This is a genomic window from Streptomyces sp. LaBMicrA B280, from assembly GCF_049222185.1.
In the GTDB taxonomy this organism is placed as follows: Bacteria; Actinomycetota; Actinomycetes; order Streptomycetales; family Streptomycetaceae; genus Streptomyces; species Streptomyces murinus.
The window spans coordinates 30,404-50,146 of record NZ_JBMJCT010000018.1 but is presented as its reverse complement, the minus strand read 5'-3'; the positions used below and the strand labels follow the sequence as shown (position 1 = coordinate 50,146).

21 protein-coding genes, 2 tRNA genes, 1 other RNA gene and 1 pseudogene are annotated in these 19,743 nt (G+C 72.5%); 16 read left to right on the top strand and 9 right to left on the bottom strand.

Going from position 1 to position 19,743, the window contains the following annotated elements; translation table 11 throughout:
* Window positions 1-64: 64 nt before the first annotated feature.
* Both ACLF5H_RS17680 and ffs read right to left on the bottom strand, forming a co-directional pair.
* Window positions 65-2,007, bottom strand: a pseudogene (locus tag ACLF5H_RS17680) (DNA polymerase III subunit gamma and tau).
* A gap of 54 nt (window positions 2,008-2,061) precedes the next feature.
* Window positions 2,062-2,156, bottom strand: an RNA gene (gene ffs, locus ACLF5H_RS17675) — signal recognition particle sRNA small type.
* A gap of 73 nt (window positions 2,157-2,229) precedes the next feature.
* Here ffs and ACLF5H_RS17670 point away from each other — a divergent pair.
* Both ACLF5H_RS17670 and ACLF5H_RS17665 read left to right on the top strand, forming a co-directional pair.
* Window positions 2,230-2,317 (top strand) — tRNA-Ser (locus tag ACLF5H_RS17670).
* 174 nt (window positions 2,318-2,491) lie between these two features.
* Entirely contained in the window at window positions 2,492-4,219 is a 1,728-nt protein-coding gene (locus ACLF5H_RS17665; RefSeq protein ID WP_421676976.1) for a DUF4041 domain-containing protein, read from the top strand.
* Here ACLF5H_RS17665 and ACLF5H_RS17660 read toward each other — a convergent pair.
* The 4 genes from ACLF5H_RS17660 to ACLF5H_RS17645 are packed head-to-tail and all read right to left on the bottom strand — an operon-like array spanning window position 4,209 to window position 8,135.
* Window positions 4,209-4,970, bottom strand: a complete 762-nt coding sequence (locus tag ACLF5H_RS17660; protein ID WP_421676975.1) for an SDR family NAD(P)-dependent oxidoreductase — start codon at window positions 4,968-4,970, stop codon at window positions 4,209-4,211. The genes ACLF5H_RS17665 and ACLF5H_RS17660 overlap by 11 nt on opposite strands.
* The gene (locus tag ACLF5H_RS17655; RefSeq protein ID WP_421676974.1) at window positions 4,967-5,443 is read right to left on the bottom strand and encodes a cupin domain-containing protein; all 477 of its coding nucleotides are present in this window, start codon (window positions 5,441-5,443) and stop codon (window positions 4,967-4,969) included. Before ACLF5H_RS17655 ends, ACLF5H_RS17660 begins: the two co-directional genes overlap by 4 nt.
* A gap of 21 nt (window positions 5,444-5,464) precedes the next feature.
* Entirely contained in the window at window positions 5,465-6,049 is a 585-nt protein-coding gene (locus ACLF5H_RS17650; RefSeq protein ID WP_421676973.1) for a GNAT family N-acetyltransferase, read from the bottom strand.
* On the bottom strand, window positions 6,039-8,135 hold the full coding sequence (locus tag ACLF5H_RS17645) for a penicillin acylase family protein (RefSeq protein WP_421676972.1): 2,097 nt from the start codon (window positions 8,133-8,135) through the stop codon (window positions 6,039-6,041). The genes ACLF5H_RS17650 and ACLF5H_RS17645 overlap by 11 nt, the downstream gene beginning before the upstream one ends.
* 96 nt (window positions 8,136-8,231) lie before the next feature.
* Between ACLF5H_RS17645 and ACLF5H_RS17640 the strand changes: the two genes are divergently transcribed.
* Together ACLF5H_RS17640 and ACLF5H_RS17635 are read left to right on the top strand one after the other, a co-directional pair.
* A complete protein-coding gene (locus tag ACLF5H_RS17640; protein ID WP_421676971.1) occupies window positions 8,232-8,825 on the top strand; it encodes an HhH-GPD-type base excision DNA repair protein in 594 nt (197 codons plus the stop codon).
* A gap of 89 nt (window positions 8,826-8,914) precedes the next feature.
* Window positions 8,915-9,610 (top strand): HdeD family acid-resistance protein, encoded by a 696-nt coding sequence (locus ACLF5H_RS17635; protein WP_421676970.1) that lies wholly within the window; start codon window positions 8,915-8,917, stop codon window positions 9,608-9,610.
* An 86-nt stretch (window positions 9,611-9,696) separates the two neighbouring features.
* Here the strand turns inward: ACLF5H_RS17635 and ACLF5H_RS17630 are convergent, their stop codons facing one another.
* On the bottom strand, window positions 9,697-11,250 hold the full coding sequence (locus ACLF5H_RS17630; RefSeq protein ID WP_421676969.1) for a helicase HerA-like domain-containing protein: 1,554 nt from the start codon (window positions 11,248-11,250) through the stop codon (window positions 9,697-9,699).
* 132 nt (window positions 11,251-11,382) lie between these two features.
* Between ACLF5H_RS17630 and ACLF5H_RS17625 the strand changes: the two genes are divergently transcribed.
* Both ACLF5H_RS17625 and ACLF5H_RS17620 read left to right on the top strand, forming a co-directional pair.
* On the top strand, window positions 11,383-11,679 hold the full coding sequence (locus ACLF5H_RS17625; RefSeq protein ID WP_003986294.1) for a type II toxin-antitoxin system VapB family antitoxin: 297 nt from the start codon (window positions 11,383-11,385) through the stop codon (window positions 11,677-11,679).
* 144 nt (window positions 11,680-11,823) lie between these two features.
* The gene (locus tag ACLF5H_RS17620) at window positions 11,824-12,468 is read left to right on the top strand and encodes a LytR C-terminal domain-containing protein (RefSeq protein ID WP_421677019.1); all 645 of its coding nucleotides are present in this window, start codon (window positions 11,824-11,826) and stop codon (window positions 12,466-12,468) included.
* 117 nt (window positions 12,469-12,585) lie between these two features.
* On the opposite strand, the gene upp is transcribed toward ACLF5H_RS17620, so the two are convergent.
* Window positions 12,586-13,221: a uracil phosphoribosyltransferase gene (gene upp / locus ACLF5H_RS17615; RefSeq protein ID WP_085568627.1), complete on the bottom strand. Its 636-nt coding sequence runs from the start codon at window positions 13,219-13,221 to the stop codon at window positions 12,586-12,588.
* Window positions 13,222-13,315: 94 nt separating this feature from the next.
* On the opposite strand from upp, the gene ACLF5H_RS17610 reads away from it, so the two are divergent.
* The 9 genes from ACLF5H_RS17610 (at window position 13,316) to ACLF5H_RS17570 (ending at window position 18,799) form a co-directional block, all read left to right on the top strand.
* On the top strand, window positions 13,316-13,519 hold the full coding sequence (locus tag ACLF5H_RS17610) for a hypothetical protein (RefSeq protein ID WP_421676968.1): 204 nt from the start codon (window positions 13,316-13,318) through the stop codon (window positions 13,517-13,519).
* A 320-nt stretch (window positions 13,520-13,839) separates the two neighbouring features.
* Window positions 13,840-14,379 (top strand): hypothetical protein, encoded by a 540-nt coding sequence (locus ACLF5H_RS17605; RefSeq protein ID WP_421677018.1) that lies wholly within the window; start codon window positions 13,840-13,842, stop codon window positions 14,377-14,379.
* A 68-nt stretch (window positions 14,380-14,447) separates the two neighbouring features.
* Window positions 14,448-14,879 carry a tRNA adenosine(34) deaminase TadA gene (tadA, locus tag ACLF5H_RS17600; RefSeq protein ID WP_421677017.1) on the top strand — a complete coding sequence of 144 codons (432 nt, stop codon included), beginning with the start codon at window positions 14,448-14,450 and terminating at the stop codon, window positions 14,877-14,879.
* Between the two features lie 45 nt (window positions 14,880-14,924).
* Window positions 14,925-15,012: transfer RNA gene (locus ACLF5H_RS17595), tRNA-Ser, on the top strand.
* 155 nt (window positions 15,013-15,167) lie between these two features.
* Window positions 15,168-15,347 carry a hypothetical protein gene (locus tag ACLF5H_RS17590; RefSeq protein WP_037650636.1) on the top strand — a complete coding sequence of 60 codons (180 nt, stop codon included), beginning with the start codon at window positions 15,168-15,170 and terminating at the stop codon, window positions 15,345-15,347.
* Window positions 15,348-15,357: 10 nt separating this feature from the next.
* Window positions 15,358-15,651 (top strand): Dabb family protein, encoded by a 294-nt coding sequence (locus tag ACLF5H_RS17585; protein WP_361671787.1) that lies wholly within the window; start codon window positions 15,358-15,360, stop codon window positions 15,649-15,651.
* A 182-nt stretch (window positions 15,652-15,833) separates the two neighbouring features.
* A complete protein-coding gene (locus ACLF5H_RS17580; protein WP_421677016.1) occupies window positions 15,834-16,670 on the top strand; it encodes an RNA polymerase sigma factor SigF in 837 nt (278 codons plus the stop codon).
* Window positions 16,671-17,055: 385 nt separating this feature from the next.
* Window positions 17,056-17,970, top strand: coding sequence for an RNA polymerase sigma factor SigF (locus tag ACLF5H_RS17575; protein WP_145488497.1), 915 nt, complete (start codon window positions 17,056-17,058; stop codon window positions 17,968-17,970).
* Between the two features lie 145 nt (window positions 17,971-18,115).
* Window positions 18,116-18,799 carry a hypothetical protein gene (locus ACLF5H_RS17570; protein ID WP_421676967.1) on the top strand — a complete coding sequence of 228 codons (684 nt, stop codon included), beginning with the start codon at window positions 18,116-18,118 and terminating at the stop codon, window positions 18,797-18,799.
* Window positions 18,800-18,837: 38 nt separating this feature from the next.
* On the opposite strand, the gene ACLF5H_RS17565 is transcribed toward ACLF5H_RS17570, so the two are convergent.
* Window positions 18,838-19,041, bottom strand: a complete 204-nt coding sequence (locus ACLF5H_RS17565; protein WP_086810986.1) for a hypothetical protein — start codon at window positions 19,039-19,041, stop codon at window positions 18,838-18,840.
* Window positions 19,042-19,248: 207 nt separating this feature from the next.
* Between ACLF5H_RS17565 and ACLF5H_RS17560 the strand changes: the two genes are divergently transcribed.
* Window positions 19,249-19,743: a MarR family winged helix-turn-helix transcriptional regulator gene (locus tag ACLF5H_RS17560; RefSeq protein ID WP_085565537.1), complete on the top strand. Its 495-nt coding sequence runs from the start codon at window positions 19,249-19,251 to the stop codon at window positions 19,741-19,743.

Here is a 19,743-nt window from a genome sequence, read left to right as displayed (position 1 = left end):
GGCTGAGCGCGCAGTTCCCCGCGCCCCTGAGGGGGTGGCGGGGGGGCGTCGGCCTCCAGGGGGCTCACTCGTTGGTGAATTCCTCCACCACCGTGGCGCCCAGTTCGCGCATGATCAGGTCGTGGCCGGAGAGGGCGGATTCGTCCAGGTCGGGGTCGTCGTCCTCGGGGATGTCGTCCTCGATGGAGACGGGGGGCGGCTCGGGGGCGGCGGGGCGAGGGGATGCCGGGCCGGATGCCGGTGGGGTGGAGCCGCCCGACGCGGGGGCGGAGGGCTGCGGGGCGGGCTGGGAAGGGGCGCTGGGGCGGGGCGCGGGCGAGGATCCGTAGCCGCCGCCGACGGGCGCGCCGCCACCGCCGTAGCCGCCGCCGGGGGCAGGGGGTGCGGAGCCGCCGCCGGACGGGTCGATCAGCGATTCGATCTTCCACTGCACGTTGAACTGCTCGGCCAGCGCGGCCCGCAGCACGTCCTCGCTGCCGCTGCTCGCGAAGTTGTCACGGGCCCCCGCGTTCACGAAGCCCAGCTGGAGCGTGGTGCCGTCGAAGCCGGTGACCTGCGCGTTCTGGCTGAGCAGGATCCAGGTGAAGCGTCGGCGGTTCTTCACGGCCTCCAGGATGTTCGGCCAGAGCATCCGGGGGTCGAGACCACCGGCGGGGGCGGCCGCGGGGGGCTGGGGAGCCGAGGGCGCGGGGGCGGCGGGAGCCGACTGGGCCGGTGGCCGGGGGGCGGCCGATCGGAAGAGCACACGGGGGCGCCGCCGGGCGGGACCGTCGCGGCCGGAGCGCCGCCGTGGGCCTCCGGGCCGGGGACGTAGCCCATGGCGGGGGCGCCGGTGCCCGCGCTGAAGTTGACGCCGCGCTCGACGCGGTCGAGGCGGGCCATGAGGGAGCGCTCGTCGCCGTAAGCGGCGGGGAGCAGGACGCGGGCGCAGATGAGTTCGAGCTGGAGGCGGGGCGAGGTGGCGCCGCGCATCTCGGTGAGGCCCTGGTTGACCAGGTCGGCGGCGCGGCTCAGCTCGGCCGCGCCGAAGGTGGACGCCTGGGCCTGCATGCGCTCCAGGACGTCGGCGGGGGCGTCGATGAGCCCCTTGTCGACGGCGTCCGGCACGGCGGCGAGGATCACCAGGTCGCGGAGGCGTTCGAGCAGGTCGGCGACGAAGCGGCGGGGGTCGTTGCCGCCCTCGATGATGCGGTCGACGACCTCGAAGGCGGCCGCGCCGTCACCGGTGGCGAAGGCCTCGACGACGGAGTCGAGGAGGGAGCCGTCGGTGTAGCCGAGGAGGGCAGTGGCCATGGTGTACGTCACACCGTCCGCGCCCGCGCCGGCGAGGAGTTGGTCCATGACGGACATGGAGTCACGGACGGATCCGGCACCCGCGCGCACCACCAGGGGGAGCACGCCGTCCTCGACGGGGATGGCCTCCTTCTGGCACACCTCGCCGAGGTAGTCCCGTAGGGTGCCGGGCGGTACCAGCCGGAACGGGTAGTGGTGGGTCCGCGAGCGGATGGTGCCGATGACCTTCTCGGGCTCGGTCGTGGCGAAGATGAACTTGAGGTGCTCGGGCGGCTCCTCGACGACCTTCAGCAGGGCGTTGAAGCCGGCCGACGTGACCATGTGGGCCTCGTCGATGATGTAGATCTTGTACCGGCTGCCCGCGGGGCCGAAGAAGGCCTTCTCGCGCAGCTCGCGGGCGTCGTCCACGCCACCGTGGGAGGCGGCGTCGATCTCGATGACGTCGATCGAACCCGGTCCGTTGCGCGCGAGGTCCTGGCAGGACTGGCACTCGCCGCACGGAGTGGGGGTCGGGCCCTGCTCGCAGTTGAGGCAGCGGGCGAGGATGCGCGCGCTGGTGGTCTTCCCGCAGCCACGCGGCCCGCTGAACAGGTACGCGTGATTGACCCGGTTGTTGCGCAGCGCCTGCTGCAGCGGGTCGGTGACATGCTCCTGCCCGATGACCTCGGCAAAGGTCTCGGGACGGTAGCGGCGGTACAGCGCGAGAGACGACACGCTTACGAGGTTATAGGCGCGCACTGACAACCGGGCCCGCCGAAGCCCGGCAACGCAGACGCCCCCCACGCACCCGCCAGAGCCGACCTACCCTTGCTGCCTTCCGGCCCTGGGGGAGTTCAGTCAGATAGCGCCGCGTGAGGGGCTACGCAGAGAGTACCCGATCCGGGCCTGCGGGAACGAGTTCGCGAGCACCCTCCTCGGTCATGTAATGTTCCGACCGGAGGATTCGCCTAGAGGCCTAGGGCGCACGCTTGGAAAGCGTGTTGGGGGCAACCCCTCACGAGTTCGAATCTCGTATCCTCCGCCAGTGCCTCACCGGGCACGATGTCGAAGGGCCCCACTGCTTGCAGTGGGGCCCTTCGACGTTGTGCGCTCCCCGCCCGTGCCCGATCACAAGAAGGTCACAAGGCGGAACAGGCGGGCGCCCCGGTCGCCGATCGACCGGAGAATCGCGCTCTGCGCATTTCACTGGGGGGTGGGAATGAGCGCTTATCGCTTCAATCCGCCGCCGGGCTGGCCCGTGCCGCCCGCGGGATGGACGCCGCCGACGGACTGGCGGCCCGATCCGTCGTGGCCGGCCGCCCCGGAGGACTGGCAGCTGTGGATCCCGGAGGGCGGCCCCGCGACCGGCATCCCTGCCGTCGGCCCCACGACCGGCACCCTTGCCGTCGGCCCCACGACCGGCACCCTTGCCGTCGGCCCCACGACCGGCACCCTTGTCGGCAGTCCCCTGACCGGCACCCCTGGCGTCGGCCCCGCGACCGGTACCCTTGTCGGCAGTCCCCTGACCGGCACCCCTGGCGTCGGCCCCACGACCGGTACCCCTCTCGGCGGCGGCCTGCCCGCGGTGCCCGCGCCGCGCAGGGGCCGGTTGTTCGGGCGGCGCAGGGCGGATGCCGTCTCCGAGGCGGAGGAGCTGCGGGCCTGGATCGCGCGGACGCAGGGGCTGGACGCCGGGCGCGTCGCCGATCTCGTACGGCAGGCCGGGGCTCTGCGGGCGCGGGCGGTCGCCGAAGCCGGGGACGAGGCCCGGGAGATCGTCGAGGACGCGCGGGCGACGGCGAAGGAGATCCTCGCCGACGCGCGCGAGGCGGCCAGGGTGACGGACCGGCTGCGCGAGGACGTCTCCGCCGCCGAAGAACGGCTCGCCGGGCTCCAGGCGCGGATCGTCAACGCCGACGAGACCGCCTTGCTCCAGGAGGCGGGGATCTACGCCTACCGGCATGTCCTCCAGGACGCGATCGCCTACCGCAGCCGCCTCGACACGCTCCGGGACGAGATCAAGTCGCTCACCCGCGCGGGCCGGGCCGTGCACGCCACAACGGACTGGACGGTCAACGGCTCCAAGCGCGAGGGCCAGAAGATGGTCCGCGACTTCTCCAAACTCATGCTGCGCGCCTACAACGCCGAGGCCGACTACGCGGTGCGGTCCATGCGGCCGTACCGGCTCGCCTCTCTCGTCGACCGGCTCTACAAGAGCCGCGAGACGATCGCCAAGCTGGGCGCCACCATGCACATCCGGATCAGCGACGAGTTCCACAACGCGCGGGTGCGCGAGCTGGAGCTCACCGCCGACTACCTCCAGCGGAAGGACGAGGAGAAGGAGGCCCAGCGCGAGGCGCGCGCCCGGGAGCGGGAGGAGGCGGCCGTGCAGCGGGAGCTGGACCGGCAGCGCGAGAAGCTGAGCAAGGAACTCGGCCACTACCAGGTGGCGCTGGAGCGGCTGCGCGAGCGCGGGGACGCGGGCGGCGCCGCGGAGCTGGAGGCCAAGCTGGCCGAGATCGAGAACTCGCTCCAGGACGTCGAGTCCCGTGCGGCCAACATCCGCACCGGCTATGTGTACGTCATCTCGAACATCGGCGCCTTCGGCGATCGCATCGTGAAGATCGGCATGACCCGTCGGCTCGAACCCCTTGAACGGGTGCACGAGTTGAGCGGTGCGGCCGTCCCCTTCCGCTTCGATGTGCACGCGCTGATCTTCAGCAAGGACGCGGTCGGCCTGGAGGCGGAACTGCACCGGCACTTCGCGTCCCAGCGGGTCAACCAGGTGAACAGCCGCAAGGAGTTCTTCTACGCCACGCCGGTGGAGGTGCGCGACGCGCTGCACCGGTTCGCCGGGCAGCACCTGATCGAGTTCACCGAGGAGCCCCAGGCCCTGGAGTGGCGCGCGAGCGGGAACGGCGACGCGGGCGGAGCGCTCACCAGGTAGGCCGCGCCGACACACCCCCGTCCACCACCAGGTCGTGCCCGGTGATCCAGGAGGCGAGCGGCGAGGCGAGGAAGACGCAGGCGTCGGCGACGTCCTCGGGGCGGCCCAGGCGGCCGGTGGGAGCGGCGGTGAGCCAGCGCCGGACGCCGTCCGGCCAGGCGGCGGCGAGGTCCGGGCGGTCGATCAGGCCCGGGGAGACCGTGTTGACGCGGATGCCGTCCGGGCCGTACTCCAGGGCGGCCGCTCGGGCGTGCGTCACGACCGCCGCCTTGGCCGCGCCGTAGTGGGCGTGCCCGGGGGCGGGGTGTCCGGCCTCGATGGAGGCGATGTGGGTGACGGTGCCGCCGCCGTGCCCGCGCATATGGGCCGCGGCGGCCTGGGTGCAGGAGAAGACGCTGGTCAGGTCGGTGTCGACCACCGCGCGCCACTCGGCGGCGGTCATCTGGGGCAGCGGCTGGACCGGCTGCGCGGCCGCGTTGTTGACCAGCGCGGTGAGCCGCCCGCCTGACCACTCCAGGGTGTCGCGGACCAGGCGGTGGCAGGCGTCCTCGTCGGTCAGGTCCGCGCGCAGCACGACCGCCCGGCCGCCCGCCGACCGGATCCGGTCGGCGGTCTCCCCGGCCGCGCCGGTCGCCGTACGGCAGTGCAGGGCGACCGCCGCGCCCTGTTCGGCGAAGCGCAGCGCGAGGGCGCGGCCGATGCCGCCGCCCGCGCCGGTCACCAGGGCGGTCTGTCCGTCGAGGAGGCTCATGGGCGGCACAGTTCCCTGATCCGGGCGGCCTCGGCGGGGTAACGCGCCGTGAGGTCCGCGGCGTCCCCGTGTTCGTAGTCCGCGTAGGTGAAGCCGGGGGCCGTCGTGCAGCCGAAGAACGTCCAGGAGCCGCCCGGGGCCACCCGCGCCCCCATCCAGGTGCGGGCCGGGACGGTCAGCTGGACCTGCTGTCCGGCGCGCAGATCGGGGCCGAGGACGGCCGTACGGGTGGTGCCGTCGGGGGCGAGGAACAGCAGGCGCAGCGGGTCGCCGAGGTAGAAGTGCCAGATCTCGGCGTAGGGGAGGCGGTGCAGGGCGGAGTAGTCGTCCGCCGTGAGCAGGGCCACGATGGCGGCGCCCGCGGGGCGGCCGTCCGCCCGCTCGGGCCCCTCCCAGGTACGCCGGAACAGGCCGCCCTCGCGGGGGATCGGTTCGAGTCCGTAGTGCGCGATCAGCTCGTGCGGAGTCGTCACCCCCGGAAGGCTACCCCCGCTCTAGCCGCGTTCCAGGAACGCGAGTTGGGCGTGCTTCTCGGGCAGGTACACATCGGGGAGGTCCACCTCGGGCAGCACGACGGCGGGTCCGCGCACGAAGCCCTGGCGGACGAAGCGGGCGATCGCCTTGGCGTTGCGGACGTCCGGGTCGACCACCAGCCGCTGCCGGCCGAGGCCGGTCAGCGCGTACGTCGTCAGGACCGTGAGCAGCGCGGCGGACCAGCCGGGGCGGGCTCCGGCGGTGTCGGCGGGGGCGAGGAGCACATGCACGCCGAGGTCGCCGGGCCGCACGTCGTAGCACTCGCCGACGCGGTCCGCGGCGGGCTCGTACGTCTGGAACAGGGCGGCCGGGGCGCCGTCCTTGGTGACCAGGTGGGCGTGGTGGGTGTCCAGGGTGGCCATATGGGCGTAGATCTCGGCGACCTGGTCGCGGCTGAGGCCGGTCATGCCCCAGAAGGCGGCGCGTTCCTCGCTCACCCAGGCGTGAATCACGTCCGCGTCGGCGGCGGGGTCCAGGGGGCGGATGCGGACGGTGCCGAAGCCGTCGACGTGCTGTTCGTACGACCGGGACGGGTCAGTGGTCATCGGGGTGCTCCAGGGTGCGGTCGGGGGTGAGCCGGTTCCAGTCGGTGACGACGGGGGCGAGTTCTCCCCCGAGCCACAGCGGGAGTTGGTCGTGGTGGTGCGGGCTCCCGGGGACGCCGTCGGCGCCGAAGGGGACCACCCAGCGGCTGGCGTCCCGGTCGGCGAGGTCCCAGACCCAGCGGGCGGCGGGGCCGCGGGCGGCGCGGTCGGTGAGGCCGGGCACGGCGGAGGTGCACAGCACGCAGTCGTGGTCACCGGCGAGGCCGGGGGTGGCCAGGCCGTCCGGCAGGGCCGCCCAGGGGGCGAGGCGGTGGGTGTCCGACCAGGTGCCGGTGGGGGGTTCGGCGGCCACGCCCTCAAGTGCCGTACGCACGAGGGCCGGTCGGTCGATGCCGTACAACTCCTCGGCGCGCAGCAGGTGTTCGAGGGCGAATCCGATGCGCGGCACGAGGGCCAGCCAGGGGCGCAGCGCCTCCGGGTACGCCGGGGGTTCGGTGAGCGGCGCGAACGCCGGTTGGGCCGCCAGGAGTTGTACGACGGCGCCGCGCAGCGCCGCGTAGCGGGCCGCGTCGGTGCTGTCGGCGTCCATGCGGCGGTCCCACGCGAGCAGGTTCTCGCGCAGCCGGGTCGCGGCCGGGGTGAGGCCGTCGAGCGCGGCGAGGTGGTCGAGGAGGGGCGCGGCGGAGGCGAGATGGGTGTCGGTGTGGATCGCGGCCATGTCCCCGGCGCTCCAGCGGCCGCCGGTGTCGAGCAGGTCGCGGATGCGGTCGGCGCGGTGCGGCGGGGCGAACTCCACGCCGAGGGGGGCGGCCGGGCCGCGCTGGTTGGCCATCACGGCGATGCCGTCCGGGACGGGGGCGTACGGCATCTCGTGCCAGCCCTGCCAGTCGTGGCCGGGGCGCCAGGCGGGCACGGGGTGGAGGCGGTTGGCGCGGGCGCGCAGCGGGACGCGCCCGGCGACCCGGTGCAGGGTGCCGCCGCCGGTGTCGGCCGCCTGGACGACGTTCACCGGCTCGGCCCAGGCGTCCAGGGCCCGGTCGACGTCGGTGACGTTCCGCGCGCGCAGGAGCGGGAGCAGGGCGCTGAAACCGAGGTCCTCCGTGACGCGGGGCGGGTACCGCAGGGCGAGCGCCCCGCCGTCGGCGCCCTCCGGGTCGTACGGCGTCTCCGGGCCCCCCGCGATCACCGGTCCGCGCTCGGTCTCGATCACCTCGACCTCGACCGGCGCCTCCCCCGCGACCTCCAGCGTCTCGGTGTGCGCGTGCGCCGGGTGCCAGCGTCCGTCCGGGCCCAGCGCCTCGACGGAGGAGCCCGCGCGGCGCAGGCGTTCGCGGTAGAGGTCCTGGTAGTCGGCCATGGCGTTGGTGATGCCCCAGGCGACCGTGCCCGCGTGGCCGAAGTGGGGCAGGCCGGGGATGCCGGGGACGGCGAGGCCGAGGGCGTCGAACTCGGGGCAGGCCAGGCGGATCTGCTGGTAGACGCCGGGGTCCTCGATGAAGCGGTGGGGGTCACCGGCGAGCAGCGGGCGGCCGGTGGCGGTGCGGGCGCCGGAGAGCAGCCAGCCGTTGCTGCCCGCTGTGCCGGGGCCGTCGGTGGCGAACAGGCCCACGGCGTCCGGGCCCAGGTGCCTGATCGCCTGCTCGCGCCAGAGCTTGGCCGGGAAGCCCGCGAAGAGGAGGTGGGTGGAGAGCCAGACGGCGAGCGGGGTCCAGGGCTCCCAGCGGCCCGGGGTGAGCGCGGTGCGGGCGAACTCCGGGGCGCGGCGGGCGCCGGCCGGGAGCCCCTCGTTGACGCCGTCGGCGTACGACCGTACCCAGTGGGCCGTCTCCGGGTCCCGGCGTTCCAGCGCGGCGAAGCAGCGGCGGGCGGTGTCGGCCAGGCGCGACCGGCGGGCGAGGACGTCCCAGGGGACCTCCCCGGGGCCGAGGAAGGACGCCGAGGTTCCCTGGGCGCGGTGCCGTTCGACCTCCAGCTGCCAGGCCCGGTCGAGTGCGGTGACCCGGCCCTGGGCGCGGGCCAGCGCATGGACGTCCGCCGCGCGCAGATGGGGGATGCCGAAGGCGTCGCGGTAGGTCTCGCTGGTCACCCCGAACCCTCCAAATCTTAGGTTAGCCTTGCCTAATTTCCAACGGGGGGAATCGTACGCGACGCGCGATCGACCGCGACGCGGGATCATCGGCTCATGGACGTCACCCTGCACCTCGCCCAGGACCCGGCGGCCGACGCGCTGCTCGGGCGCTCGCCCCTCGCCGCGCTCACCGGGATGCTGCTGGACCAGCAGGTCCCGATGGAATGGGCGTTCAAGGGGCCCCGGACCATCGCCGACCGGCTCGGCGCCGAGGACCTGGACGCGCACGAGATCGCCGCGCGGGACCCGGAGGCGTTCGCCGCGCTGCTCGCCGAGAAGCCCGCCGTGCACCGCTACCCGGGCTCCATGGCCAAGCGCGTCCAGCAGCTGTGCCAGTACCTGGTCGAGCACTACGACGGGGACGCCGAGGCCGTCTGGCGGGGCGTCGGCAGCGGGGCCGAGCTGCTGAAACGCCTGGAGGACCTGCCGGGGTTCGGGCGGCAGAAGGCGCAGATCTTCCTCGCGCTGCTGGGCAAGCAGCTCGGGGTCACGCCCACGGGCTGGCGCGAGGCGGCCGGCGCCTACGGCGAACCGGAGTCCTACCGGTCCGTCGCCGACATCACCGGACCGGACTCGCTCACCAGGGTGCGCGCCCACAAACAGGAGATGAAGGCCGCGGCCAAGGCGGCGAAAGCGGCCCGTAAGTAGACCCGGGAACAGACCCCGCGGCGGCCCGCGGGTACGCCTGGTGGCCCACCCGGGTGGCGGAACTCGCGGAGCCGTTCCGAGCATGGAGCATGACCGAGGCATCGCAGCACGGACCGGAACGGGGCCGTGAGTACGACGACCAGCGCGTCCACGGCGGACACCCGCCGGGCGCCCCGCACGAACCGCAGGCGCGCCATGAGCGCCATGAGGCCGAACCGCCGGTCGAGGGACCGCTGCACGCCCTGGCCAAGGCCGCCTGGCAGGTGGTCCTGGTCACCGGGATCGCCTCGCTGATCCTGGGCATCCTGGTCCTGGTGTGGCCGGGCCACTCCCTGGTCGTGGCCGGCGTCCTCTTCGGGCTCTATCTGCTGGTCAGCGGTGTGTTCCAGCTGATCGCGGCGTTCGGCACGCACCAGGCGACCTCGCTGCGGGTGCTCGCGTTCATCAGCGGCGCGCTGTCGATCCTGCTGGGCCTGCTCTGCTTCCGCGGGCCGATGCAGTCGATCCTGCTGCTCGCCCTGTGGATCGGCATCGGCTGGCTGATCCGGGGGGTCACCCACACCATGGCCGCGATCTCCGACCCCCGGATGCCCGCGCGCGGCTGGCAGATCGTGCTCGGCGTCCTGACCTTCGTCGCCGGGATCGTGCTGATCGACTCGCCCTTCCGGTCGGTGGCCGTGCTGACCCTCGTCGGCGGCATCTGGCTGGTCGTGGTGGGCGTCACCGAGATCATCACCGCGTTCCGCATCCGCCACCGGGCGAAGCAGGTGCCGCAGACCGTCTGATCCTGGCCGAACCGCCGTACTGGACGCGCCCACCGCCTCCGGCGGCGGCCGGTCGTTCACCGTCCGCGGCGCACGGTCCCGGGCGATCATCGTCCGCGGCGCGCGGTCCCGAACAGGGAGCGGGTGATCTCGCGGCCCAGCTGGGTGCCGACCGAGCGGGCCAGGGACTTGAACATCCCGCTGCCGACGACCTGTTCGACCAGCGTGGGTTCCTCCTTCGCCGGGCGCTCCTTCGGGGCGGCGGACGCCGGTGCCGCCACCGGCGCTGCGGTCAGCCGCTCGTACGCCGACTCGCGGTCCACAGCCTGTGCATAACGGCCGTACAGCGGCGATTTCCGTACCGCGTCGGCCAGCTCGGCCGGATCCAGCGGGCCCATCAGGGACTCGGGGGCGCGCAGCCGGGTGGCGGCGACGGGGGTGGGGGCGCCGTTCTCGCCGAGCACGGTCACCACCGCCTCGCCGGTGCCCAGGCCGGTGAGCAGCTCCTCCAGGTCGTACGGCGATCTCGGGAAGGTCCGCACGGTCGCCCGCAGCGCCTTCTGGTCGTCCGGTGTGAAGGCCCGCAGCGCGTGCTGGACGCGGTTGCCGAGCTGGCCGAGGACGTCGGCGGGCACGTCCTTCGGGGTCTGGGTGACGAAGAAGACGCCGACGCCCTTGGAGCGGATCAGCCGCACGGTCTGGGTGATCGAGTCCAGGAACGCCTTGGACGCGCCGTTGAACAGCAGATGCGCCTCGTCGAAGAAGAACACCAGCTTCGGCCTGTCGGCGTCGCCGATCTCGGGCAGGTCGTGGAAGAGGTCGGCCAGCAGCCACATCAGGAAGGTGGAGAACAGCCGCGGTCGGTCCTGCACGGCGGGGAGTTCGAGGACGGAGACGATGCCCCGCCCGTCGTCCGCCGTCCGCAGGAAACCGGCCGTGTCGAACTCCGGCTCCCCGAAGAAGTCCGCCATGCCCTGCGCCTCGAAGGCGGTGAGCGAGCGCAGGATCACCCCGGCGGTGGCCGTGGAGAGCCCGCCGATCCCCCTCAACTCGGGTTTGCCCTCGTCGGAGGTGAGAAAGGCGACGACCGCCCTGAGGTCCTTGAGATCGATCAGCTCCAGGCCCTTGGTGTCGGCGTAGTGGAAGATCAGGCCGAGGGACTGCTCCTGGGTCTGGTTGAGCCCGAGCACCTTGGACAGCAGCACCGGTCCGAAACTCGTGACCGTGGCGCGCACCGGGATGCCGTGGCCGAGACCGCCGAGCGCGTAGAACTCCGCCGGGAACCCGGCCGGGGTCCAGCTCCGGCCGACCTCGGCGGACCGCTGCCGTACCCGCTCGCTCTCCTGGCCGGGGCGCGCGATGCCGGACAGGTCGCCCTTGACGTCCGCGAGGAACACCGGCACCCCCTGCACCGACAGCTGTTCGGCGATCAGCTGGAGGGTCTTGGTCTTGCCGGTGCCGGTGGCGCCCGCGACCAGGCCGTGCCGGTTGAGCATGGGCAGCGGGACACGGACCGGGGCGTCCGCGTGGCAGCCGCCGTCCCACAGCAGGGCGCCGAGGTCGAGGGCGGGGCCCGAGAAGGCGTACCCGGCGGCGATCCGCCGGGCCGGGTCGGGGAGCCCGGCGGGGCCCGCGTCGGGCGGTGCGTCGCGGTCGCTCATCCGGTCCCCTGCTCCTTCGTCACGCCCCCTGTTGCCGATAGACGGCATTTGTCCTGTTTGTGGAACCTTTTCAAGGGTCGCACTCCGGCGCCATGGCTGCGCCCGGAACGTCTGGGCCGGTAGGCTTTCCGTGTGATCTTCAAGCGCATCGGAAACGGCCGGCCGTACCCCGATCACGGCCGGGAAAGCACCCGGCAGTGGGCGGACGTCGCGCCGCGCCCGGTCCGCCTCGATCAGCTCGTGACGACCAAGCAGCAGCTGGACCTGGAAACCCTGCTCGCGGAGGACTCGACGTTCTACGGCGATCTCTTCGCGCATGTCGTGAAGTGGCAGGGCGATCTCTACCTGGAGGACGGCCTGCACCGCGCGGTGCGCGCGGCGCTCCAGCAGCGCCAGGTGCTGCACGCGCGAGTGCTCGAACTCGGCTGACCCGACCGGTCGGCCGAGCCTCGCCGACTGCGCCGAATGGCCCGGTGACGCCCGCCGATTGACCCTTTCGGGTTTCACTGAGCGCCCTCGACTGATCATCTAATAGGCATCCCCGCCCCGGCGCACTACGCTGCGTTCATGAGCATGCTGACTCCCCCCGGCATGGGCGGCAAATACCGGATCACGGGGACGAAGTACCCCCGGATGCGCCGGCCCCGGCGGCGAGGCCGGCTGGTCGCGGCCGTACTGGCCTCCGTGTGCACCCTCGGTCTGCTCGGCTGGGGCACGCTGGAACTCATCGACGTCTTCAGCGGGGGCGGATCGAGCGCCGACGCCGCGAAGCGGTGCCCGGCCAAGGGCAGGACCGACGCGGCGCGGGCCGCGACCGCGCACGGCGGGAAGGTGCTGCCCCCGCCCGGCCGCATCACCGTGAACGTCTTCAACGCCACCGCCCGCACCGGGCTCGCCAAGGACACCGCGGACCAGCTGAAGAAGCGCGGGTTCAAGATCGGTGACGTCGGCAACGCCGGTGCGGACTACGACAAGAAAGTGAAGGGCGCGGGAGTGGTCCTCGGGCCGACGTCCGCGGTCGACACGTCCCTGCCGGTGCTCGGCGCGCAGCTCGCGGGCGCGGAGCAGCGCCCCGACGGGCGCAGGGGGGCCACCCTCGACCTCATCCTCGGGGACGGGTTCAAGGGGCTGGTGAAGGCGGCGGACGCGGACAAGGCGGTCACCGCCCTGACCGCGCCCGCGACTGCCGTCGGCTCGCCGAAGAAGAAGGGCTGCTGAGACCCCGTCGCCGGGTGCGGGTCCACCGTGGCTGACCGCGCCCACCCGGCGGAGCCGCGGATCGACAGGGCCCCGCGCCCCTTCGGGCGCGGCCCCCTGTGTGGCTGAAGGCTCCTGCTACTCCGCCGCGCCGTACAGCCGGTCGCCCGCGTCGCCCAGGCCCGGGATGATGTAGCCGTGCTCGTTGAGGTGGTCGTCGACCGCGGCCGTCACCACCGTCACCGGCGTGCCCGCCAGTTCGCGCTCCATCAGCTCGACGCCCTCGGGCGCGGCCAGCAGGACCACGGCCGTGACGTCGTCCGCGCCGCGCCGGATCAGCTCGCGGATGGCGGCGACCAGGGTGCCGCCCGTGGCCAGCATCGGGTCGAGGACGTAGACCTGGCGGCCCGAGAGGTCCTCCGGCATCCGGGTGGCGTACGTGGAGGCTTCGAGCGTCTCCTCGTTGCGGATCATGCCCAGGAAGCCCACCTCGGCGGTCGGCAGCAGCCGGACCATGCCGTCGAGCATGCCGAGACCGGCGCGCAGGATCGGCACGACGAGCGGGCGGGGGCGGGCGAGCTTGACGCCGGTGGTGCGGGCGACCGGCGTGTCGACGTCGACGATCTCGGTGCGCACGTCCCGCGTGGCCTCGTAGGCGAGCAGGGTGACCAGTTCGTCGGCGAGCCGACGGAAGGTCGCGGAGTCGGTGCGCTGGTCGCGCAGCGTGGTGAGCTTGTGAGCGACCAGGGGGTGGTCGACGACGTGGAGGCGCATGCCCATAACGGTACCTGCGCCCCGGACCGGTACGCGCTGGCGTCAAACCGGCCGTCCGGGGGAAGGTGACAGGGACGGACTGGGGTGGTGTGACGTGTCTGACCTGCCTGATACTCCCGAAGGCGCGTACGGGGCCAGGGCCACGGGTCCCGAGACCGAGGCCGAACGGCGCCGTCGCAGAGCCCGGTTCCTGCGCGAGCTGGCCGAGGCCCGCGCCCTGCGCGAGCGGGTCCAGCCGCGACGCGCCAAGGCGGCCCGGCTGCGCCACGCGATGCGGATGCGGACCTTCCGTTGGTGAGGCCGGGGCCATGAGCTGGGACCCCTGGGCAAGAAGCGGGTGAGGAAGATCGCCGGCCGGGCCGGAGTTTCCGAGGTGGGCGTGCGTGAGCGTCTCGCAAAGCCGCGTACGATCCGCAGGTGGCCGCAATGAGAGCGCTGGTGACTCTGTGACGATTCACGCTCGAAACCGCCAGACACAGGGAGCCGAAGACGTCCCCTGAACGCCTTGTTTCTGCCACGATTCCGAGTGGGTGGGGCTCGGAGCCCAGCTCTCCCCGCCCAGAACCTCCGCCGGGGGGACCCCCAACCGGCACGCCTATGACCAGTGGGAGAGTCACGGTGTACTTCGCCGCACTGCTCGCGCGCACCGAAGACGGGTGGAAAGCGAGCGACACAGAGCTCGACGATGTGGAGACCCTGTCGGATCTGGCCGACCTGGCCCGTGAATCCTCTCCCGAGGAGGACACGGTGCTCGTCCTGATCGAGCAGGAGGACGCGTGGTTCGGCGTCGTCCGCGTGGACGGGGAGGAAGACCCCCGCATCTACGTCTCGGACGCGGCCGCCGCCGCCCGCAGCGCCTACGGGGAGCTGCTGCTCACCGATGAGCTGCTGGGCCGGGAGCCCGGCGCCGCCGACGGCCCCGATTTGGACGAACTCGACCTCGACGGCACCGAGGACGGCGAGTCCGAGGCCGACGACGACGGGGACGAGGAAGGCGGCACCGGCGACGCGGTGCCGCACAGCCCGGTCGGCGACAGCGAGATCCTCGACGACCTCGGCATCGGCGAGAAGGAACTGCGCACCCTGGACGCCGAGGACGCGCTCGGTTCCATCGCCGAGGCCCTGGGCGCCTCGGAGGTGCTGGAGACCGTCCGCTGACCGCGGGGCGACCGGTGGGTGACACCCGTACGGCACCGGACCCGGTGCGCGACCCCTGGCGGGACGCGATGCGGCTCGCCCTGGCCGAGGCCGGGGCCGCCGCCCGGGGCGGGGACGTCCCCGTAGGCGCCGTCGTCCTGTCCCCGGACGGTACGACGGTGCTCGCCACCGGGCACAACGAGCGCGAGGCCACCGGCGATCCCACGGCCCACGCCGAGGTCGTGGCGATCCGGCGGGCCGCCGCGCGCGTCGGCGAGTGGCGGCTGACCGGCTGCACGCTCGTGGTCACCCTGGAGCCCTGCACCATGTGCGCGGGCGCGCTGGTGCAGTCCCGGGTGGACCGGGTGGTCTACGGCGCCCGGGACGACAAGGCGGGCGCCGCGGGCTCGCTGTGGGACGTGCTGCGCGACCGGCGGCTCAATCACCGCCCGGAGGTCGTCGAAGGCGTCCTCGCGGGGGAGTGCGCCGCGCTGCTCACGGAGTTTTTCCGGGATCGCTGAACACCGATTTCGAACCACACCCCACCGTGCTGTAGGGTCTCCCTCGGTAGCGTGTCCGAGCGGCCGAAGGAGCTCGCCTCGAAAGCGAGTGTGGCGTAACCCGTCACCGAGGGTTCAAATCCCTCCGCTACCGCTTCCGAAAGGGCCTCGTCGCAAGACGGGGCCCTTTCCGCATCCGCCCAAATCGCCTTGCGCGGCGGGCCGTTGGCCCCCGATAAAGGGGTGAACGTTACACTCACCGCCGGCAGGCAGGGGCCCATCGGGCCATGGACACACGGGAGGGCCGCGGTGGCGGTGAACGCCAAGAAGATCGTTCTGTACGCGCTCGTGGTCTTCGTGCTGTACGTGATCATCACGGACCCGGCCAAGGCGGCCAGCTATGTCCAGATAGGCTTCGAGGGCATATCGGACGCGGCCAGGGCCATCGGGGACTTCATGACCTGGGCCGCCAACGGAGGAAAGAACTGAGGTACTCCGCATGATCCGCCACCTGGTCCTGTTCAAGCTCAACGAGGGCGTCGAGCGCGACGATCCGCGGGTCGCGGCGGGCGTGGCGGCCTTCCGAGCGCTGCCGGAGCGGATCGAGGAACTGCGTTCCTGGGAGTGCGCCTGGAACATCACCGACCGGCCGATCGCCTACGACTTCGCGATCAACTCGGCGGTCGAGGACACCGGTGCCCTCCAGCGCTATCTGGAGCACCCGGCCCATCAGGCGGGCGTCGCCCTGTGGCGCGAGTTCGCCACGTGGGTGATCGCGGACTACGAGTTCTAGGCCCCCTTCCCGCCGAGCCTTCCCAAAGCCTCCCGCCGTGCAGGCGGGGGGCTTTCGTGCGTTCCGCGCCCCAACTTGTCAACGTTTGAACACAACACGGCGTTATCCGGTGCTTGCACACAGTGCACATGTCTTGTGATGCTATGACCGCTTTTGACGGATGATTGACCGAAGGGGTGGCGTTGACCGTGCCGGCCAGTACTGCGCCGCCCCAGGAGGAGGCCCCCGTCCCCGCCTCTGTGCCCCCAGGGAAGCGCCGCGGCGCGGACACCCGGGCCCTCACCCAGGTGCTCTTCGCCGAGCTGAAGGAGCTCGCCCCCGGCACTCCGGAGCACAACCGCGTGCGGGGCGCGCTGATCGAGGCGAACCTCCCGCTCGTGCGCTACGCCGCCGCCCGCTTCCGCTCCCGCAACGAGCCCATGGAGGACGTGATCCAGGTCGGCACCATCGGCCTGATCAACGCCATCGACCGCTTCGACCCGGACCGGGGCGTGCAGTTCCCGACCTTCGCCATGCCGACCGTCGTGGGCGAGATCAAGCGGTACTTCCGGGACAACGTCCGCACCGTGCACGTACCGCGCCGGCTGCACGAGCTGTGGGTGCAGGTCAACAGCGCCACCGAGGACCTGACCACGCTGCACGGCCGCTCCCCCTCCACCGCCGAGATCGCCGAGCGGCTGCGGATCAGCGAGGAGGAGGTGCTCAGTTGCATCGAGGCGGGCCGCTCGTACCACGCCACCTCCCTGGAGGCCGCGCAGGAGGGCGACGGGCTGCCCGGGCTGCTGGACCGCATCGGCTACGAGGACCCGGCCCTGGACGGCGTGGAGCACCGCGACCTGGTCCGCCACCTCCTGGTCCAACTCCCCGAGCGCGAACAGCGGATCCTGCTGCTGCGCTACTACAGCAACCTCACCCAGTCGCAGATCAGCGCGGAACTCGGCGTCTCCCAGATGCATGTCTCGCGGCTGCTCGCCCGCAGCTTCCAGCGGCTGCGCTCGGCGAACCGCATCGACGCGTAACGGGTGACAACGGCCGCCCCACAAGAGGCCCGACGTATAACAGAGCCCCGGGCGCATACCGGGCAAGTCGGTGGTCGCACGGTGGGCGCACCGAAGCACACACCCGAACAGCTCTGCATCGCAAACCCGATCGAGCACTCACCGCCGCGAGCGATTCGCTCACCAGGGCCGTTGCCGGAGTTGTGGACCCGAAAGCCCGTCAGACCCCTTTTATCCAGCGGCGATTCGGATCTTCCGTGTCGACATGTCTCTACAGCGCGTTGCCGACATGTGACATTCTGCGGAAGACGCGTTTGCCGGGGCCTCGGCACCGGTATTCAGGTGAAGGCTGCGTTGCTCGACCGACGGCGCGGCCGCGACCGTCCCGCGACCCGAAGGGGGTGGCATGTCCGCAGAACAGGGCAGCTCGAAAGTGCTGACGCCCGCGAAGAGCGAGGCGGCGCCCAAGGAGCTCGACGCACTCGACGTCCTCGACGGCATCGAGGGCGTCACGTCCCTCGACGCCGTGCCGGCCCCGGCCACCCCGTCCACGGGCGAGGCCATCGACACCCGCACCCTGTCCCGCTCCCTGTTCCTGCGCCTGGCCGCGCTGGACGAGAACAGCCCCGAGCGCGCCTACGTCCGGGACACCCTGATCGAGCTGAACCTGCCGCTGGTCCGCTACGCGGCGGCGCGCTTCCGCTCGCGCAACGAGCCGATGGAGGACATCGTCCAGGTCGGCACCATCGGCCTGATCAAGGCGATCGACCGCTTCGACTGCGAACGGGGCGTGGAGTTCCCGACGTTCGCGATGCCGACGGTGGTCGGCGAGATCAAGCGCTTCTTCCGTGACACCTCCTGGTCGGTGCGCGTGCCGCGCCGCCTCCAGGAGCTGCGCCTGGCCCTCACCAAGGCCAGCGACGAGCTGTCGCAGAAGCTGGACCGCTCCCCCACGGTGACCGAACTGGCCGCTGTCCTCGGCGTCTCCGAGGAGGACGTGGTCGACGGCCTCGCGGTCGGCAACGCGTACACCGCCTCCTCGCTGGACTCCCCGGCCCCGGAGGACGACGGCGGCGAGGGCTCCCTGGCCGACCGGCTGGGTTACGAGGACACCGCCCTCGAAGGCGTGGAGTACCGCGAGTCCCTCAAGCCGCTGCTGGCCAAACTCCCGCCCAGGGAGCGGCGGATCATCATGCTGCGCTTCTTCGCCAACATGACGCAGTCGCAGATCGGCGAGGAGGTCGGCATCTCCCAGATGCATGTCTCCCGGCTGCTCACCCGGACCCTGTCCCAGCTGCGCGAGGGTCTGATCTCGGACTGAGGGTTCCCATCTGACGGAGCGTCAGCCACCATGGCCGGATGCTTCGTCACGGGACGCTTCGTACGACGACATGGTCACCCGGCCGCCGGCGCGCCCTCGCGGGAGCCTCGGCGGCCGTCGTGTGCCTGGGCGCGGCCCTGGGGGCGTGCGCCGGCGCGGGCGGCGGGGGCGCCTGGGGGCGTGCGCCGGCGCGGGCGGCGGGGGCGGCGGCTATGTGGCGGTGGGCGGCGCGGGGCGCACGGGCCCGGTCGACGCGAGCCCCACGGGATCGGTGACGATGGTCCCGCTGGACGGGCCGAAGGGCGGTCGGACGACTGCCCCGGGCACCACCGGCTCCCCGCCGGGCGGCACCGGCTCCGGACCGGGCCCCGCGCGGGCCGACGAGGCCCCCGTACCGAGCGCGCCGGACCGGCCCTCCCCGACCGGCACGGGCACGACTGCGAGCACCGGTGCGGGTGCCGGACGTACGGCCCCCGCTCCCGTCCCACCGGACCCGGCCCCCACGCCCACCGCGCCTCCCGCGTCCGCCGCCCTCTCCTGGGGAGAGCCGGTGACGGCGGACGGGGATCAGCGGTGGTGCCAGAAGGTGACCGTGGGCTTCTGGAACGCCGGGGGCACGGTGGTGCGTTCGGGGTCGGTGACGTTCGGGACGCACGTCATCGGGGCGCTCGGCATCGACTGGTCGACCGTGCGGACGTCCGAGGCGCTGCCGGTGCCGATCGGTGCCGGGGCGCGCGCGGACCACACCTGGACGGTGTGCCTCGACGCCTGGCGCGTGCCACTCGGCATGCACATCGAGACGCGGGACCTGTCCGTCCAGTGGAAGTGAGCACCGGAGAAGGGGTGTGCCTCCTCCGGGTGCGCGGGTTACTTCAGCGCGAGCCAGGCGACGCCGGCCACGACCACGAGGGCCACGATGACGCCGATGATCACGCCGACGCGCGGACCGGAGGACGTGGGGGCGGCCGCCTGCTGCTGACGCCCCTGCGGAGCCTCGTCGACGAACGCGCGGAACATCTGAGTGCTGCCGGCAGGGTCGTAATTGCCCTGGGGGCCCTGGGTGTTAGCCATGAGCCGAGACCTTAGCGAAGACGGGCCGGGGCACCCAAGTGGGGGGCCACCGGGACAGACGGGGACACCCTTCGCGCACCTGCCCGCATATTCACATCCGCAACGCCATGCCTTTGCCAGAGTTTTACACAGGGGACCCCTCACTTATTTGCCTGTAGCAACCAATGGCCCTTATGGTTGCCCTAAGCAACGAATACGGGAGGTGTGATGGCCGAGCATGCGCAGTTTGACGAGCTTGCGCGTCAGCTCAGCGCCGTCGGCGCCGTCAAACGGGACCTCGTACGGGTACTGCCCCCGGAGTGTCCCGGTGGCTCGGCCGCCGTGCTGACGCTGCTCGGCCGACACGGCGACATGCGCATGAGCAAGCTCGCGGAGCTGCTGGCCGTCGATCTGTCGGTGACCAGTCGGCACGTCGCGCATGTGGCCGCACGCGGCTGGATCGAACGGCACCCGGACCCGGCGGACAAGCGCTCGCGCATCCTGCGCCTGACGCCCGCGGGCCAGGCGCAGCTGGACGAGCTGTCCCGGCGGACCTCTCAGCTGCTCGCCGAGCGCCTCGGTGACTGGACCGACGACGAGGTCGGCCAGCTCATCCGGCTGATGACCCGCCTGCGCTCGTCGTTCGGCGACTGCCGGTCCCCCGCGGCCCGGCCGCCCACCCCCGTAGTCGAAGAGACCACCCGTACACCCGCAAGCACGTAA

Excerpts from the sequence above, each read along its gene's own strand:
- ACLF5H_RS17585 (WP_361671787.1), top strand. The coding sequence starts at position 15,358 with ATGATCCGCCACCTGGTCCTGTTCAAGCTCAACGAGGGCGTCGAGCGC.
- ACLF5H_RS17665 (WP_421676976.1), top strand. The coding sequence starts at position 2,492 with ATGAGCGCTTATCGCTTCAATCCGCCGCCGGGCTGGCCCGTGCCGCCC.
- ACLF5H_RS17620 (WP_421677019.1), top strand. The coding sequence starts at position 11,824 with ATGCTGACTCCCCCCGGCATGGGCGGCAAATACCGGATCACGGGGACG.
- ACLF5H_RS17575 (WP_145488497.1), top strand. The coding sequence starts at position 17,056 with ATGTCCGCAGAACAGGGCAGCTCGAAAGTGCTGACGCCCGCGAAGAGC.
- ACLF5H_RS17635 (WP_421676970.1), top strand. The coding sequence starts at position 8,915 with ATGACCGAGGCATCGCAGCACGGACCGGAACGGGGCCGTGAGTACGAC.
- ACLF5H_RS17640 (WP_421676971.1), top strand. The coding sequence starts at position 8,232 with ATGGACGTCACCCTGCACCTCGCCCAGGACCCGGCGGCCGACGCGCTG.
- ACLF5H_RS17560 (WP_085565537.1), top strand. The coding sequence starts at position 19,249 with ATGGCCGAGCATGCGCAGTTTGACGAGCTTGCGCGTCAGCTCAGCGCC.
- ACLF5H_RS17565 (WP_086810986.1), bottom strand. The coding sequence starts at position 19,041 with ATGGCTAACACCCAGGGCCCCCAGGGCAATTACGACCCTGCCGGCAGC.
- upp (WP_085568627.1), bottom strand. The coding sequence starts at position 13,221 with ATGCGCCTCCACGTCGTCGACCACCCCCTGGTCGCTCACAAGCTCACC.
- tadA (WP_421677017.1), top strand. The coding sequence starts at position 14,448 with ATGCGGCTCGCCCTGGCCGAGGCCGGGGCCGCCGCCCGGGGCGGGGAC.
- ACLF5H_RS17630 (WP_421676969.1), bottom strand. The coding sequence starts at position 11,250 with ATGAGCGACCGCGACGCACCGCCCGACGCGGGCCCCGCCGGGCTCCCC.
- ACLF5H_RS17660 (WP_421676975.1), bottom strand. The coding sequence starts at position 4,970 with ATGAGCCTCCTCGACGGACAGACCGCCCTGGTGACCGGCGCGGGCGGC.
- ACLF5H_RS17650 (WP_421676973.1), bottom strand. The coding sequence starts at position 6,049 with ATGACCACTGACCCGTCCCGGTCGTACGAACAGCACGTCGACGGCTTC.